Origin of the sequence: Enterobacter soli (assembly GCF_964208575.1) — a bacterium.
GTDB classification, from domain to species: domain Bacteria; phylum Pseudomonadota; class Gammaproteobacteria; order Enterobacterales; family Enterobacteriaceae; genus Enterobacter; species Enterobacter soli_A.
The window spans coordinates 1-16,150 of the sequence record NZ_CAXOFU010000022.1; the positions used below are offsets into that span (position 1 = coordinate 1).

Here is a 16,150-nt window from a genome sequence, read left to right on the forward strand (position 1 = left end):
TTCTCCCTCGCCCCTCTGGGGAGAGGGCCGGGGTGAGGGGGAAAATTGACTTACTTCGCCTTAACCTTCCCCGCCACCAGCAGCGCCGTCAGCAGCATCAGCGTACCCGAAATCACCAGCGGCGACATCAGCCCCAGATGGTCAAGCGCCACGCCGCCCACCGCCGCACCGCAGGTGTTCGCCAGCTGGATCACCGCCACCTGAATCGACCCGGCTTTCTCGGCCTGATCGGCAAGGGAGCGGGTGATCCACGTCGACCAGCCCACCGGCACCAGCGCAAAGGCAAAGCCCCAGATAATCGCGATCGCCGAAGCCACCCACTTGTCGCTGCCCCACATGACCAGCACCGCCGCGCTGACCGCCAGCACCAGCGGCGCGCCCGCCAGCGCCACCTTCAGGGAGCGTTTCAGGAACTGCGACGACAGGGACGTGCCGACAAAGCTGGCGATACCGAAGCTCAGCAGCACCAGCGTCAGGCCGTCCACGTCAAAGCCCGCCATGGTCATAAACACCGGGCGAATGTAGGTAAAGAAGGCAAACTGCCCGGCAAAGGCCATAAAGATGGCGCTCATCCCCGCCAGCACGCCGGGACGCTTAAGCAGCGCGAACATGTTCTGCTTGTGATGCGCCGCCTCGCCCGGCAGGGACGGCAGCGCCTTCCACACCCAGATAATGCACAGCAGGCCCATCACCGCGGCGGCATTAAACACGTTGCGCCAGCCGATAATGCCGCCGAGGAAACTGCCCAGCGGCGCGGCGATCACCAGCGCAATGGAGACCGCGCCAAAGATAACCGACAGCGCTTTTGGCACGGTGCGCGCGGGCACAAGGCGCATGGTCAGCGAGGCCGACATCGCCCAGAAACCGCCCAGCCCTAATCCCAGACAGGCGCGACCCAGCAGCAGCAGGGTGAAGTTTTCAGCGAAGGAGACCAGCAAGCAGGAGAGCGTCAGCAGCACGCTGAACAGGATAACCACCTTGCGGCGGTCGATTGCGCCAATCACCTGGGTAATAAACAGGCTGGCGAACATCGCCACAAACGCGGTCACGGTCACGGACTGCCCCGCCACCCCTTCGGAAATGCCCAGGTCCTGCGCCATCGGCGTCAGCAGGCTGACCGGTAAAAATTCCACGGTGATAAGACACGCGACGCAAAATGCCACGGAGAAAACCGCCGACCAGTTAGGGCGTGATACCTCTTTGGTCTGCGGTCTGGTCGTGGGCTGGATATGTTCTGTCATGGCGTCACCTGAAGATAAACGTGCGGAAAAGTCGCGCAGTTTATCATCAAAAGTGTGACGAATTTAACGTTTCGACAACTTTTGTAGGTTCAGTGCAGGTAAAACACACCCTCTTCCGGCAGGAAGAGCTGGTTATAGCGAAGCTGGAAGGCGTTAAGCTCCTGCGGATCGGGCTCTATCTCGCGCATAAAGCCGAGCGCGAGGCGGATTTGCGCATCGGTGATGGGCGCAGCCAGGCGGGCTTTACGCAGCATGCGGTGCCAGGTGTGAAGGTTTTCTTCACTCCCGTCGACAATGCAGACCTGCCAGATCAGCAGCACCTGCGCGGCGTTTTGCAGATGCGCCTCGTCCGGGCGCTCAAGGTAGCGGATAAACTCATTGCCCTGCGCTTTGCCAAACTGGTCGATCATCGACTCAACCGGAACCGGGGTGACGCCCAGGCGTTCGCTTAATCGTTTGATCGCGCGGCGGGAATCGGAGGTCAGGACGCGAAATCCCACCACGAACACCACCACCAGGGTTGCCAGCATTATCCAGATCATGCGTTCTCCTTAGAATAGCCGCCCATCATAGCGGGAAACGCAGGGCGTCGACAGCGGGCAGAACCAGAATAGTGTACGGAAAAGAGGTGGAAAATCGGCATGAAAGAGGATCTACGCACGCTGAATGAACACACAACAATACGGTGCAGATGTGGCTGAGGAGTTTGTTTTTGCTGGATGTTAGCCAGCGGCAGGTGTAAAGCCTGCCGCTCAACAGCTAGATGATCAGAATGGTTAATGCTGAGGAAGATATGGTTCTTTCACATAATCAGCCAACAGGTAAACCACGTCATGCAAAAGCCCTGTCAGTGCTTTTTCGACTGAGCCAAGCAGGTTGTTACCTATCAGAGCCTGTGTTAGAGCTATTGCATAAGAAACCGGAATATCCGTTTCCTGCCAACAATCAGGCATAGTCGAAGCTGGTAATTTTTCCGCAGAAAGCTTGTCGATTAAATGCACTGGCAGGTCACTTTCGCAAAGCCTTTCCATATGCATAAGCGCATTCAGTAAGCATCCGCATAAGGCATTGCGTTCTGCGGCATCGTCCGTTTCGACAAGCACACTCGCAAACGCGGCGCTGAAATCTGCAACCTCAAAAAGATCTGCATTAGAGGGAAGCGGATGAGAGATTAGCTGATAGATAAATTCGTCTTGATGATCTGAAAAAGTAAGGGTTGGGATAGTAGCCATAAGGCAGCCTCTTTGCGCAATTTTGGTAATTATCACCACCTGGGTTCCTACGCCCGAGGGTGGTGACGCTGACGAAGGTAGGAAGTACCGATGCACAAAGAAACCGGCCAGTCTTTCGACTGCTCCGTCAGCGCCACCATGATTCTATCCAGATGTACGCTGCCCTGACAAAAAAATCGTCATTTTGTGCATTTATTCGGGTTCCTACGCCCGGTTGCAGGTTTGCTGCAACGAGGGGAAATTATGCCGAAAGGATGAATTGGTAAAGGGGGTTAGTTAATAGCTAACAATGAAATTTCATTTTTACGAGGCGGCTTCCAAAATTTTGAGCAGGCATGCAAAACAGGAGTATATTGGTGAAGAATCATTCGCCAGTGTAAAACATCAAATTTTATAGTTATCTGTTTATGTCAATTCATAGGATAGAAAAATGACAAAGCATTTAGAATTACCTTTTGATTGGTCTGAGCAAGTGGATGACTTACCTTCAGACACACTTGAACGTAGCGAGCATGCCCGTTTCCTTACTGCATTCTTAGTTGATAAGGGTACTAACGGTAATTATGTTTTGAACTTAGATGCCCAATGGGGGGCAGGTAAAACATGGTTTATTCGTCGTTGGATGAATGAAATAAAGGAAACTCACCCGACGGTGTACATAGATGCATGGAAAAATGATCACTGTGGAGATCCTTTCCTAACCGTTGTATCAGAGATAAAGTCTGCGCTTATTTCTAAAAGTGAATTTGCTTTCTTTGAAAGAAATGTGCTCAAAGGAGCTTGGAGATTCATGAAATCTGTCGCTCCTGAAGTAACAAAGTGCGTTATTAAAAATAAGTTAGGTATAGATACTGATAATTTAGATCTCGACTCCGAGGCTGATCTCGGTTCAAAACTAGTAGATGAATTACTTAAGGCTCATGGACAAGCAAACTCGTCTGCTGAAGATTTCAAAAAGTCTATCGGTGAATGGCTAGAGGCCGTAATTGATTTTAGCGAAAAGAAATATTCTTACCCGATGTTTATTTTTATTGACGAATTAGATCGTTGCCGACCAACCTATGCAATAGAAATGCTTGAAACAATTAAACATCTTTTTGATATTAAAAGAGTTGTATTTGTTATATCAACTGATAAAGAACAGTTGATTCATTCTATCTGCTCAGTATATGGTACAGGTTTTGATGCAAGACGTTACCTTGACAGATTTTTCATGCGTTCAGTTACATTAAAGAAGAAAACTCTTAAGGATTTTATAGAACTAAAACTTCAGAACTCTGTAACTTTCTCTAATGCCATAAAAAACAAACAATTAATAAGTCACGATACTCAAACAGCCCCGTATGAAACTATATTAAAAGTTTTAACCGTCATCGCAGATGGTTTTTCGATGGATTTAAGGACTACCAATCTTTGGTTTGAACGTATAGAATCAATCTATAGTCATTCAATTAAAAACATAGAAATCCTTTCTCTAAGTTTTATCCTGGCATTATATACAAGACAAAGCAACTATTATCATGCACTAATGTCAGGGGTTAATATTTTTTCATTCAACAGTGAAAACTCAGTTTCACGCGTTTTCAAGAATACCATTTCACTCGAAACCAATATTACTGTCAGAGATATTGGAATAGAAAATTTATTATCATTCCAATACAATTTCAAAATTGACGATTATACTTTCTCAGAAAACATACCAGTCATTAATTTGGTTCAAATAATACTTAATATTATCGAGTATAGAAACATGGCCAGCATAGAAGATAAAAGGAATAACCTTGCTCTTGCAATATATAACAACAGAGGAAACCCTAACATAGCAGATAAAGCAAAACACATTTTTGGTGGGAATTCATTAGAACTCAATCGAGCTACAGATATTTATATTAGTTGTTTCTTTAAAGACAACCAAACAAACTTACAAGAATATAACACTTTATGTGATTTAGCTGTCCTTCTTGAATAACAATTTAATAAGGGCCAATACGTCAATATTAGCCCTTACTATTTAAGCTACTTTCAATTTCTGCGCACGATTCTCACGGCGAATCTTCCGCTCTTCCAGCACCGCGACCATCGCCATCAGGACGATACAGCCAATCGCTGCCGCATCCAGCGCGGCGAAGGTGCCCGCCCAGCCGGTGAGGCCGAAGATCGGGGTGCCGTCGGCGATCATGCCCAGACCCAGCTTGGCGAAGCTGTCGCCGATCAGGTACGCGAAGGTGCCTTTAATCCCATCGGCAGCGCCGATCGCTTTTTTCGGCACGAACCCGACTGCCGCCACGCCGATTAACAGCTGCGGGCCAAACACCAGGAAGCCGAGCGCGAACAGGGAAGCAAGGTAGACGTACTGGTTGCTGGCGTGCTGGTAAACGCCTAGCGTGGCGATGATCAGGGCCAGCGCGACGCAGGCCACCAGCGCGCGACGACCGTTGGCGAGATCCGAGAGCCAGCCCCACAGCAGGGTGCCGACCAGCGCGCCCACTTCGAACAGGGTAAAGCCCTGAATCGCCACTTCTTTAGAGAGCTTCAGCTCCTGGAAGGCATACACCGTCGACCATTGGTCGATACCGATACGCACCACGTACAGGAAGATGTTCGAGAAACAGAGCAGCCAGATCACTTTGTTTTTCAGCACGTACTCAACAAAGATCTGCCATTTGGTCATGTCGTTTTCTTCGGTCTCTTTGTCCTCTTCGCTGATCTCCTCGCCGAACAGCTCTTCGGCTTTACCGAGGCCGTAAGATTCCGGGGAGTCGCTGCCGAAGCGCAGGCCGATAAAGCCGACAATCAGGGCGATGATGGACGGGAAGATAAACATGCCGATCACGTGGCCGTCGAACAGGTAGTTGGCACCGAACAGCGCCACGCCAGCCGCACCCGCCCCGCCGAGGTTGTGGGAGATGTTCCACATGCCGAGGTACGACCCGCGCTTGCGGCGCGGCGTCCATTTGGTGATGGTGGAGTAGCTGCACGAGCCGCCGGTACTCTGGAAGAAACCGCTCAGGGCGTAGAAGGCGATCATCAGGAACAGGCTAACGGAGCCCGCGCCCATGCTGGCGCTGAAGCCGAGCATACAGATGGCGGAGAGGATCAGCATAAACGGCAGGAACTGCTTGGTGTTTTTGCCGTCCGCGTAGTAGGAAACCAGGGTTTTCCCCACGCCGTAGGTGATGGAGAAGCCCAGGCCAATCATCCCCAGCTGCGTCATGCTCAGCCCGTAGGTCGAGATCATGTCGTTCTGCGCGATGTTAAAGTTCTTGCGGATCAGGTACATGGTCAGGTAGCCGATAAAGACCACCAGGTAAGACTGCATGAACGGTTTGAACCACATTTTGCGCCGCACGTCGAGCGGCAGATCCAGGGTCGGTTTGCGCACCTGGTTTAAGAAGGCCAGCATGGTTGGTTTACTCCTGAGCTGATTTTTGCAGCATTGTAAAAATCAGCCAGGAAAGACGCCTGAGACAGCGTCCAGGTGAAACCGGGAAAATTTCCTAGTTTTGCGCCACTCGGGGCGAAAAGGTGAGGCGTATCACGCTTCGCTGGCCTCGCGCGGTGCCTGAGCGTTGAGGAACGGCAGCAGCAGCAGCGCGGAAATCCCCGCCGCGATGGCGATCACCGCGAAGAAACCGCTCCAGTGCCAGGCGTCGATCACCCGCGCCAGCGGCCAGCCGGAGAGCGACGCGCCAAGATAGGCAAACAGCCCGACAAAGCCCGTCGCCGCGCCGGCCGCCTCTTTGTGGGAGCACTCCGCCGCCGCCATGCCGATTAACATCTGCGGGCCGAAAACGAAGAATCCGGTGGTGAAAAAACAGGCCGCCTGCATCACGTAGCTGGCGAACGGCATCAGCCACAGGGAGCCGACGGAGAGCAAAATCCCGGCGGCGAAAATGAGGTTCATCGGGCCGCGGTTGCCGTTAAACAGCTTGTCCGAGCCCCAGCCCGCCACCAGCGCGCCGATAAACCCGCCCAGCTCGAACATGGTTACCGCCGAGTTCGCCGTCACCAGATCCACGCCGAGGGTTTCCGACATATACAGATTGCCCCAGTCGTTGATGGCCGCGCGCACCACGTAGACCAGCACGTAGCACAGCGACAGCAGCCAGATGTAGGGGTTTTTCAGCACGTATTTGGTGAGGATCTCCTTGCGCGTCAGGCCTGCGCCCTCCTGCTGCTGGGCAATTTCCATCTCGTCGTGCCGCCAGTCGCCCACCGCAGGCAGGCCCACGGTTTGCGGCCTGTCGCGCAGCCGCCAGCAGAGGAACAGTCCGGCGATAATCGCCAGCCCGCCGGCAATCATCATCCCCACGCGCCAGCCGTAGTGCAGCGCCGCCGCGCCCACCACTATGGGGATCAGCGCCCCGCCGACGTTATGGGCGGTGTTCCAGATGGCCCACCAGCCGCCGCGCTCGTTGCGCGAGTACCAGGCCGTCAGCAGACGCGCGCAGACCGGCGCCCCCCAGCCCTGAAAAAAGGCGTTCAGCGCCCACAGCAGGGCAAAGGCCCACAGCGAGGTGGAAAAGCCGAACAGGATGTTCACCACCCCGGTGGCGATCAGCCCAAAGCCCATAAAATAGCGGGCGTTGGAGCGGTCGCTGACGATGCCGGAGAAAAACTTCGACAGGCCGTAGGTGATGTAAAACAGCGTCGCCAGCAGGCCGATGTCGGTGCGCGTCATCACGCCGCTGGCGAGGATTTCCGGCGCGGCGGCGTTGAAGCTTTTGCGGGTAAAGTAAAACAGCGCATAGCCGAACCAGATGGTGATCAGGATATGGCGGCGCCAGTAGCGATAGCGGGCGTCGATTTCCGCTTTATCACCTATCGGCGCGGCGCTGGCGGGCGGTGTAAACATGATGAGTCCTTATGCGTAGCGCAGCGGCAAACTGACGCTGACGCGCGTGCCGTGGGTGCAGGAGATGGTCAGCGTGCCGCCGAGCGCCGTCACGCGCTCGCGCATTCCCGCCAGGCCGAAGCCGTGCTGCCCGGAGCCCGGCGGCAGACCGCAGCCGTCGTCTTCAATCACCAGCATCAGGCGTTCCTCCTGCTGCCAGCCCTTCAGCGTCACCGCGCTGGCGTTGGCGTGCTTAACGATGTTGTTCAGCCCCTCCTGACAGACGCGAAACAGCGTCACGCGCTGGCCTTCGCTCAGGGGGGATTCCTCAATGCGCCAGTCGAGATGGCTGACAATGCCGCGGCTTTCCAGCTCCATCTCGCGCATCAGGGAGCGCACCGCCTGCTCAAGGGAGAGGTCGTCCAGCTGGCGCGGGCGCAGCCGTCCTAACAGGCGGCGGACGGAATCATATACCCCCAGCGAGAGCTGCTCGATGTGCGCGCCGCCCTGCTTCACCCCCGCATTTTCCGGGGCGAGGCGCTGAACGATGCCCGCCTGGGTGCGAATGGCGGTGATGGTCTGGCCGATATCGTCGTGCAGCTCGCGGGCAACGTCCTGACGCACGCTCTCTTCGGTCTCCAGCAGACGCTCCGCCAGACGGCGATTGCGCGCCAGCTCGGTTTGCAGGGACTGGTTCAGCTCGCGCAAGCGCTGAATGCCCGCCCCGAGCAGCAGCCCGGTCAGGCTCTGGGCCAGCAGCGACAGCAGTAAATCAACGGGATGGTCGTGCCAGGTCTGGCTGGCGATCAGGGCGATGGCGTTCATCAGGGTAGCGATCAGCGCCCCCTGCCAGCCGTAGTGCCAGGCCAGGGCGATAATCGGCAGCGCCAGGCAAAACGGCGTAAAGCGCGACAGCTCGGCGGGCAGCCCCAATTGCAGCCAGAGGCTCACCACAAACAGCAGCAGATACCAGATGAGATGCCGGGCGCGCCAGTTCACCGGCTGAGACACCAGCGCCGGGCCAAGGGGCTGCCAGACGGTGCTGGTCAGGTAGTGCCAGATCACCAGGCAGGTCGGCGCCAGCGTCAGGCCGCCGGTCAGGGTCAGCAGCAGCGCGTTGAGCATCTCCTTTTCGCCAATCCACGGCAGGGACTGCAACAGCGCGGCGGCAATCAGCGCCGCCCCCTGTCGCAGCAGCGTGCGCCAGTCGCGCTGGTGACGATAGCGGGAGATAAGGGCCACGGGTACGAGGGTGAGTACGCTTCCGGTCATCAATAATGGCAGATGCGCCAGCGCCACCTCCTGCGCCAGCCAGACGAGCATCAGCCACTCCGCGCCGAGCAGAACGGGCCAGTAGCCGCGCGGGCATTGCAGCATCAGCCCCAGACGTAATCCAAAGGGAAACAACAGCACCGCCAGCTCCGGGCGTTCAACCAGGTGCAGGCTGATGCTCCACAGGCAAAACCAGGCGGCGGAGAAGATAAAAAAGCTGGCGATAACGGCGATCAGCCGCGAGAAAACGGGACTCATTGCCAGCTATCAAACATGCGGCGCGCCAGCTCAACGTCGTTGCTGACGCCGAGTTTTTCCATCAGGTTAGCGCGGTGAACGTGTACCGTTTTGGGCGACAGCCCCAGTTCGGCAGCAATCTCTTTAACCGCCATTCCCTGAGCGAGCTTTTCCGCCACCTGGCGTTCGCGACGGGTGAGCGGATCTTGCCGCCCTGCCGCCAGCTTGATGGCGATATCGGGCGTCAGGTAACAGCCGCCGGTCGCCACGGTGCGCACGGCGGCGATCAGTTCGTCCGGGCTACAGCGTTTGGACAGAAACCCGCGCGCGCCCGCGTTGAGCGCCTGCTCCACCAGCGCCGGGCTGTCATGAACCGAGAGCATGATGGTCGCCATCCCTTTCGGCAGCTGGCCGAGCAGCTCCAGGCCGGAGAGATCGGGCATCGAAATATCGCAGATACACACCTGCACCCCGCGCCCCGGCAGGCCGGCCAGCGCTTCGCGACCAGAGCCGAACTCCGCCACCACCTGAAAATCAGGCTCGAGGCTCAGAAGCTGGGCAAATCCGGAGCGGACGATGAGATGGTCGTCGATAAGGGCGATGGTGGTCATGGTGTGATCCTGATGCGTGAACGTGCCGGATGGCGGCGTAAACGCCTTATCCGGCCTACGTTTATAGTCCTTTTAGGCCGGATAAGCACTGCGCCATCCGGCAAAAACCGCTTACCTTAAGCGATTTATTCGAAGAAGACCGCAATTTTGTTAAACATGGTGGGATCGGACTGGTTACGCACCACTTTTGCGACGTCTTCCAGCTTGTCGATCTGGGCAATCATCTGCTCCAGACGCTGATCGTCGTTCACCAGCAGCCAGATGCGGCTGTGCTCGCTGCCCTGAATCGGCAGACAGAGGATACCTTCCACGTTAAACGCGCGGCGGGCAAACAGCCCGCAGACGTGGGTCATGACGCCAGGGTGGTTGCGGACGGTGAGTTCCAGGATGACGTTATCGTGTTGTTTCTGCATGGCTTATTCCCCCACCATTTCAGTATTGGCCGCACCCGGCGGAACCATCGGATACACTTTTTGCTGCGCGTCGATACGCACGTGGATCAGCGCCGGACCGGGGCGTGAAATCGCCGCATGCAGCGCCGCGTGGGCGTCTTCTTCCGCGTTCAGGTCGCAGGTGTGCAGGCCGAAGCCGGCGGCAATCTGCATAAAGTTAATCATCCCCGGATAGGTCGCGGCAAACACGCCCTGCTTGTAGAACAGGCTCTGCTGCTGGTGTACCAGCCCCAGCGCTTCGTTGTTCATCAGGATAATTTTCACGTCCAGCTGGTTTTCAGCCGCGGTCGCCATCTCCTGAATGTTCATCATCAGGCTGCCGTCGCCGGAGAAGCAGATCACCTTGCGATCCGGATTCGCCAGCGCCGCCCCCACCGCGGCGGGCAGGCCAAAGCCCATCGTTCCCAGCCCGCCGGAGGTCAGCCACTGGCGCGGACGGTTCAGCGGGTAGGCCTGCGCGGTCCACATCTGATGCTGGCCCACGTCGGTGGTAATAATCGCGCTGTCGTCCACGCAGGCGGCCACGGCGTTAATCAGGCCGTAGTGGCTGAGCGGATCGCCCTCGGTCGGGATTGCGCTCGGGAACTCCTGCTTCAGGTCGGCAACCAGCGTCTGCCACTCCGCGCGGTCTGCTGCGTCGGTCTGCGGGATCAGCTGCGCCAGCACCTCGGCGACATCGCCCTGAATCGCCACGTGCGGCTGTTTGATTTTGCCCAGCTCGGCGCGGTCGATATCCACGTGAATGATTTTGGCGTTCGGGCAGAACTGCTCGGTTTTACCAATCGCCCGGTCATCAAAACGCGCGCCGAGAACAATCAGTAAATCAGACTCTTGCAGGATGTAGTTGGTGCTCCGCGCGCCGTGCATCCCCAGCATTCCCAGCGACAGCGGATGCGCTTTTGGCAGCATGCCCAGCGCCATCAGGGTCATGGTGGTCGGCAGATTGGCCTTCTCGGCGAGCTGGCGCACCTCGTCGGCGGCGTTGATCGCTCCGCCGCCCAGATAGAGCACCGGGCGTTTGGCGGCGTTAATTATCGCCGCCGCGTCGCGCACGCTTTCGGCGCTAAACGCTGGCGCTGGCGCACGCCCGCCCGGCTCGGGCAGTACGTCGATCTCGATTTCGGCGGTTTGCACGTCCTTAGGAATGTCTATCCACACCGGGCCAGGGCGGCCGGACTGGGCAATGCGAAACGCATCGCTGATAACCTGGGGAAGCTCGGCGATATCGCGAACTAAATAGTTATGCTTGGTGATGGGGATAGAGATGCCGTAGGTGTCCACTTCCTGGAAGGCGTCGGTGCCGATCATCGATGACGGCACCTGCCCGGTAATGCAGATCAGCGGAATGGAGTCGAGGCGCGCGTCGGCAATCGCGGTGACAAGGTTGGTCGCCCCCGGCCCGCTGCAGGCCATACAGACCGCCGGTTTGCCCTCGGTACGCGCCATGCCCTGAGCGATAAACCCTGCGCCCTGCTCGTGACGCGCCAGTACGTGGCGGATCTGCGTGCTTTGGCTTAACGCATCGTACAGCGGCAGCACCGTGCCGCCGGGGATGCCTGCAACGGTGGTGATACCCTGCCGTTCCAGTAAATGAACGATCAGCTGCGCGCCGGTAAAACGCGTTTTGGTGGATGTTGTGCCCGAATTTGCCATGCTCCAGTCCTTTTATGAGCCGACGTTCCGGGAGGCGTTTAAACTAAAAACCCCGCCCGGTTTGCGCCGGCGGGGTTTTGGAATCGTGTGTTGTTCCAGTCCCTACGGCGCATTGCCGACGACCACCACCACACGCACGACGACCACTGCGGCTGGTTGCGCAGTTTTTAGTAGGGTCGAAGTAAACATGGAAGCTGTCATTGGGGACCTGTGTTTGGAATCATTGATTGAATTTATACAAACACAGGTTTTTCAGCCTGACAATGGAAATATTTTCATGCGCACAAAAATGCGTCAGAGATCACGTTTCGTTTGTTGAGTGATGAAAACAAAAAACCCCGCCTAAGCGAGGTTTTTTTTCAGGGTTTGCGGCTGGTAACCGCAGAACACACTGTGTTACGTCAACGCAAAAAGTATACGCGATCGGTGACGAACGCGCAATTTAAGGGACGGATTTAGTCGTTTTTGAGTATGGATCCCCCGTAGATATTTGTCCATTAAATACTGTTCATCCATACAGTATTTATCTATACTGAGGGTGTTCGCAGTGCGCGAGGGGGCCGCTGTTTTACCGGCGCAATGAAGTCCTGGCTGAAACGGGTGGTGCCGTCAGTGCCTTAACCCCCGAAGTGAGCACACTGTGTTACGTCAATCCAGGTGCTGGCAACAGGCGGCGGAAAGGTACGCCAGCACCGTGCTCCTTTTAACCAAAAGGAGAGGCGTATGAGCGTCGTGGATATGGTGGTACTTATCCTCAAACTCATTGTTGCTGTACTGCAACTGCTTGATGCTGTCCTGAAATACCAACGGTGATTCAGGTTCAAGTCGCATCTGAGAGGGGCGGGCAACCGCCCCTCTTTAATAACGAGGGAATGCTATGTCGCGTCTGTTAATCGAGCCCATTACGCCGGACGAACCGGGCTATATCGCCCTGAAAGCCGAAAGTATTGCACTGAATTTCAATATGCTGCGCAGGCTCGAAGAGAGCTGGCTGCGCGGCGAAAATCGCTTCAACGCGCCGGGCGAAAAGCTGCTGGGCGCCTTCCTGAACGGTAAGCTGGTGGGCGTGTGCGGCTTAAACCGCGATCCGTTCAGCCAGCAGCCGGGCGCATTCGCCATCTTTACATCAGCGAGAAGTGCCGCGGCCTGGGCATCGGTAAACAGCTTCTGACGGTGGTGATGTCTGATGCCAGCATCTGGTTTGATTTCCTCAATACCCACGCGCCAGAGGCCGCCTATGCGTTCTACCGTCGCGCCGGTTTTACCCTGGTCGCCGACGAGCCGCGGGTGACGCACCGCCTGTTTTGCGCCGTGTAGCGGACTGGTAGCCTTCGCAGGTGAATGTTACAGTCGTATGACATTTCACCCGCAAGACACGCTATGACCCTTTCCGTTTTCTCTATTTTGCTGTTCGCCGCGCTGCTTCACGCCAGCTGGAACGCCATCGTTAAAGCGGGCACGGACAAACTGTACTCCGCCATCAGCGTCAGCGGCTCTGCCACGCTGATTGCGCTCATTCTCCTGCCGTTCTCCCCCCAACCCGCCGTTGAAAGCTGGCCGTTTTTGGTGGTTTCCTGCGCCCTGCAGGTGGTGTACACGGTTCTGGTGGCGAAGACCTATCAGGTTTCAGATATGAGCCAAACCTACCCACTGATGCGCGGAACCGCGCCGCTGCTGGTCGCGCTAATCAGCGTGCTGGTGCTGGGGGATAGCCTGTCCTGGATGGCCTGGTGCGGCATTGGAGTCATCTGCCTGTCGATTCTTGCGATGGCCGCTCAGGGCCGCTCGCAGTCCCGTAAAGGGATCTGGCTGGCGCTGCTCAACGCCTGCTTCATCGCCGGATATACGCTGGTGGATGGCACAGGGGTGCGCCTGTCGGGAACCGCGCTGGGCTACACCCTGTGGACGTTCTTCATGAACGGCTTTTGCCTGCTCTGCTGGGCGATGGTGGCGCGTCGGCGCGAAGCCTCCGGCTATCTGCGCCTGCACTGGAAGAAGGGGCTTCTGGGCGGCGTCGGAACGATGGGATCTTACGGCCTGGCGCTGTGGGCGATGACGCAGGCGCCGCTGGCCGTCGTGGCGGCACTGCGGGAAACGTCGATTCTGTTCGGGGCACTGATCGCATTTATGCTGTTAAAAGAAAAGGTTGCCGGCGTACGCATCGTGGCGGCGCTGGGCATTGCGGGCGGCGCAATCTTGCTGCGGCTGGCCTAATCCCCTGGCAACATTAGTTGCCGAACATCGTTTACAAAACCTGCCTTCTCAACGCTATCCATTCTGGGTAGCGGTGCTTATTTTGTCATTTTACTGTGGTAGATTCCCCGCGCGTTTATGGGATAACCCAGTCACTTATTCTTTATTTCTCACTTTTGGCAAACGTATTCAGCGACATGAAAAAACAAAGGAACGTTAACTTACTGTTGATGCTGGTGTTACTGGTGGCCGTCGGTCAGATGGCGCAAACCATCTACATTCCGGCGATTGCCGACATGGCAAAGGAACTTAACGTCCGCGAGGGAGCGGTGCAGAGCGTCATGGCTGCCTACCTGCTGACCTACGGCGTTTCCCAGCTGTTCTACGGCCCGCTCTCCGACCGCGTCGGGCGCCGCCCGGTGATTCTGGTGGGCATGTCCATTTTCATGGTGGCGACGATCGTTGCCATCACCACCCACAGCCTGACCGTATTGATTGCCGCCAGCGCCCTTCAAGGCGTGGGCACCGGCGTGGGCGGGGTAATGGCGCGAACCTTACCGCGCGACATGTACGAAGGCTCCCAGCTTCGCCACGCCAACAGCCTGTTAAACATGGGGATTCTGGTCAGCCCGCTGCTCGCCCCGCTGATTGGCGGCCTGCTGGATACGGTGTGGTCGTGGCGCGCCTGCTACGTCTTCCTGCTGGTGCTGTGCGCGATCGTGACCTTCAGCATGGCGCGCTGGATGCCGGAAACGCGTCCAAAGGACGCGCCGCGCACCAGGCTTATCACCAGCTACAAAACGCTGTTCGGCAACGGCGCGTTCAACTGCTACCTGCTGATGCTGATCGGCGGCCTGGCGGGTATCGCGGTGTTTGAAGCCAGCTCCGGCGTGCTGCTGGGGGCAGGCCTCGGTCTGAGCAGCATGGTGGTGAGTATCCTGTTTATTCTGCCTATCCCGGCCGCGTTCTTCGGCGCCTGGTTTGCCGGGCGCAGGAACAAGCGATTTTCCACCCTGATGTGGCAGTCGGTGATCAGCTGCCTGCTGGCGGGGCTGATGATGTGGCTGCCGGGGCTGTTTGGCGTGATGACGGTCTGGACGCTGCTGATCCCGGCGGCGCTGTTCTTCTTCGGCGCGGGGATGCTGTTCCCGCTGGCAACCAGCGGGGCGATGGAGCCTTTCCCGTTCCTCGCCGGGACGGCGGGCGCGCTGGTAGGCGGTTTGCAGAATATCGGTTCCGGCGCGCTGGCCTGGCTCTCCGCCATGCTGCCGCAGAACGGTCAGGCTAGTTTGGGCCTGCTGATGACGCTGATGGGGCTGCTGATTTTACTGTGCTGGCTGCCGCTGGCGTCCCGTGTCCCGCATCACGAGCAGCCGGTTTAACCGCATGATGGCCCGGCTTCTCGCCGGGCTTTTCACAGGCTGGCGCAATCATCGCCTGCAATAGCGGCTCCGGTCCGGGCCGCCATGCCCCCTCTTCCCCGTCGTAGAACTGAAAATCGGCGTTAATCGCATACGGGATTTTCGCTTTTTGCAGCTCGCAGGCCATAAAGGTGGCAAACGCCATTTGCGACGCGGTTGGCGAGAAGTGGCTGGACTCACCCACGCCCCAGCCGCCCACCCAGCTTACGTGTCCGGTCTTTTGCTGCCAGCGCAGCGCCGCGGCGATCCGGCTGTGGATGGCGGCCTTCTCCGCCGCCGTCCCGGACGTCCACGGATATTTACCGTTATTTTTCAACGGCCCCCACGGGAAGATATGCCACTCCGCCAGCAGGTAGTTTTGACTGTGGGCGGGCAGCCTGAGGCTGGAGAGATCTTCCGGCGCGGCGCGCAGGCGTGGCGCGATGAAAATCATCCGGTTGGCATCAATCGCGTGAATGTCTTTGATCGCTTTTTCGTAGACGCGATTCAGCGAGGCCAGGTTGTGATTAAGCTTGTCCGCAGGCTCGTAGATCAGATCGAACCCCAGCAGCGGCGAGCGCTGGGCGAAGTAGTGCGCCACCGCAATCCACCAGTTAATCACCTCTTTTTCGTTATCCGCTTTCGGGTCGTTTTTATATTCGTCCGCCTGATACGCGATAATCGGGATCACGCCATACTGCTCGCAGGCCTCCACCAGCTTGCGCAGGTGAATAAGCCGGGCTTCGGTCGGCTCATCGGCCACGCGAATACGCACATGGGTGATGCCTTTCGCGCGGAAATCGCGCACCACCAGCGGATCAAACTCCCGGATGCCGCGCTCGGTACGCGCCCAGTCAACGTCGATGCCCACGCCCAGCTTCTGCGCGTAAAGCGCAGCCGTCAGCGGCGGCTCAGCGGCCATCGCCCAGCCGGAAGTGAGTAATAGCGCAGCGGTGATGAGAGGATTAAACACGATGTCCCTTGCGAGAAATTAAAAGCAATAACCTGTATTTAGCACGCTTTTT

15 protein-coding genes and 1 pseudogene are annotated in these 16,150 nt (G+C 57.2%); 5 read left to right on the forward strand and 11 right to left on the reverse strand.

The window, feature by feature from the left end; translation table 11 throughout:
- Positions 1 to 50: 50 nt before the first annotated feature.
- From nepI to AB6V08_RS19025, 3 genes are all read right to left on the reverse strand, one after another.
- A complete protein-coding gene (gene nepI / locus AB6V08_RS19015; protein WP_368544374.1) occupies positions 51 to 1,241 on the reverse strand; it encodes a purine ribonucleoside efflux pump NepI in 1,191 nt (396 codons plus the stop codon).
- An 89-nt stretch (positions 1,242 to 1,330) separates the two neighbouring features.
- The gene (locus AB6V08_RS19020; protein ID WP_368544375.1) at positions 1,331 to 1,783 is read right to left on the reverse strand and encodes a DUF1198 family protein; all 453 of its coding nucleotides are present in this window, start codon (positions 1,781 to 1,783) and stop codon (positions 1,331 to 1,333) included.
- Positions 1,784 to 2,017: 234 nt separating this feature from the next.
- Positions 2,018 to 2,473 (reverse strand): hypothetical protein, encoded by a 456-nt coding sequence (locus AB6V08_RS19025; protein WP_368544376.1) that lies wholly within the window; start codon positions 2,471 to 2,473, stop codon positions 2,018 to 2,020.
- Between the two features lie 430 nt (positions 2,474 to 2,903).
- Between AB6V08_RS19025 and AB6V08_RS19030 the strand changes: the two genes are divergently transcribed.
- Positions 2,904 to 4,442 (forward strand): KAP family P-loop NTPase fold protein, encoded by a 1,539-nt coding sequence (locus AB6V08_RS19030; RefSeq protein ID WP_368544377.1) that lies wholly within the window; start codon positions 2,904 to 2,906, stop codon positions 4,440 to 4,442.
- A gap of 42 nt (positions 4,443 to 4,484) precedes the next feature.
- On the opposite strand, the gene uhpT is transcribed toward AB6V08_RS19030, so the two are convergent.
- The 7 genes from uhpT to ivbL all read right to left on the reverse strand — a co-directional run bounded on the left by uhpT (position 4,485) and on the right by ivbL (position 11,733).
- A complete protein-coding gene (gene uhpT, locus AB6V08_RS19035) occupies positions 4,485 to 5,876 on the reverse strand; it encodes a hexose-6-phosphate:phosphate antiporter (RefSeq protein ID WP_368544378.1) in 1,392 nt (463 codons plus the stop codon).
- 132 nt (positions 5,877 to 6,008) lie between these two features.
- Entirely contained in the window at positions 6,009 to 7,328 is a 1,320-nt protein-coding gene (locus tag AB6V08_RS19040; protein WP_368544379.1) for an MFS transporter, read from the reverse strand.
- A 9-nt stretch (positions 7,329 to 7,337) separates the two neighbouring features.
- A complete protein-coding gene (uhpB, locus tag AB6V08_RS19045) occupies positions 7,338 to 8,837 on the reverse strand; it encodes a signal transduction histidine-protein kinase/phosphatase UhpB (protein WP_368544380.1) in 1,500 nt (499 codons plus the stop codon).
- Positions 8,834 to 9,427: a transcriptional regulator UhpA gene (gene uhpA / locus AB6V08_RS19050; protein ID WP_368544381.1), complete on the reverse strand. Its 594-nt coding sequence runs from the start codon at positions 9,425 to 9,427 to the stop codon at positions 8,834 to 8,836. Before uhpA ends, uhpB begins: the two co-directional genes overlap by 4 nt.
- 125 nt (positions 9,428 to 9,552) lie before the next feature.
- Positions 9,553 to 9,840, reverse strand: coding sequence for an acetolactate synthase small subunit (ilvN, locus tag AB6V08_RS19055; protein ID WP_368544382.1), 288 nt, complete (start codon positions 9,838 to 9,840; stop codon positions 9,553 to 9,555).
- Positions 9,841 to 9,843: 3 nt separating this feature from the next.
- Positions 9,844 to 11,532, reverse strand: a complete 1,689-nt coding sequence (gene ilvB / locus AB6V08_RS19060; RefSeq protein WP_368544383.1) for an acetolactate synthase large subunit — start codon at positions 11,530 to 11,532, stop codon at positions 9,844 to 9,846.
- Positions 11,533 to 11,634: 102 nt separating this feature from the next.
- Positions 11,635 to 11,733 carry an ilvB operon leader peptide IvbL gene (gene ivbL / locus AB6V08_RS19065; protein ID WP_368544384.1) on the reverse strand — a complete coding sequence of 33 codons (99 nt, stop codon included), beginning with the start codon at positions 11,731 to 11,733 and terminating at the stop codon, positions 11,635 to 11,637.
- 522 nt (positions 11,734 to 12,255) lie between these two features.
- Here ivbL and tisB point away from each other — a divergent pair.
- The 4 genes and pseudogenes from tisB (at position 12,256) to emrD (ending at position 15,107) form a co-directional block, all read left to right on the forward strand.
- The gene (gene tisB / locus AB6V08_RS19070; protein WP_368544385.1) at positions 12,256 to 12,345 is read left to right on the forward strand and encodes a type I toxin-antitoxin system toxin TisB; all 90 of its coding nucleotides are present in this window, start codon (positions 12,256 to 12,258) and stop codon (positions 12,343 to 12,345) included.
- Positions 12,346 to 12,409: 64 nt separating this feature from the next.
- A pseudogene (locus tag AB6V08_RS19075) lies at positions 12,410 to 12,849 on the forward strand (GNAT family N-acetyltransferase).
- Positions 12,850 to 12,912: 63 nt separating this feature from the next.
- A complete protein-coding gene (locus tag AB6V08_RS19080) occupies positions 12,913 to 13,746 on the forward strand; it encodes an EamA family transporter (protein WP_368544387.1) in 834 nt (277 codons plus the stop codon).
- A gap of 176 nt (positions 13,747 to 13,922) precedes the next feature.
- Positions 13,923 to 15,107, forward strand: a complete 1,185-nt coding sequence (gene emrD, locus AB6V08_RS19085) for a multidrug efflux MFS transporter EmrD (RefSeq protein ID WP_368544388.1) — start codon at positions 13,923 to 13,925, stop codon at positions 15,105 to 15,107.
- Here the strand turns inward: emrD and AB6V08_RS19090 are convergent.
- The gene (locus tag AB6V08_RS19090) at positions 15,010 to 16,047 is read right to left on the reverse strand and encodes a cellulase family glycosylhydrolase (RefSeq protein ID WP_368544452.1); all 1,038 of its coding nucleotides are present in this window, start codon (positions 16,045 to 16,047) and stop codon (positions 15,010 to 15,012) included. The two genes, emrD and AB6V08_RS19090, sit on opposite strands and share 98 nt — an antisense overlap.
- Positions 16,048 to 16,150: the final 103 nt, after the last annotated feature.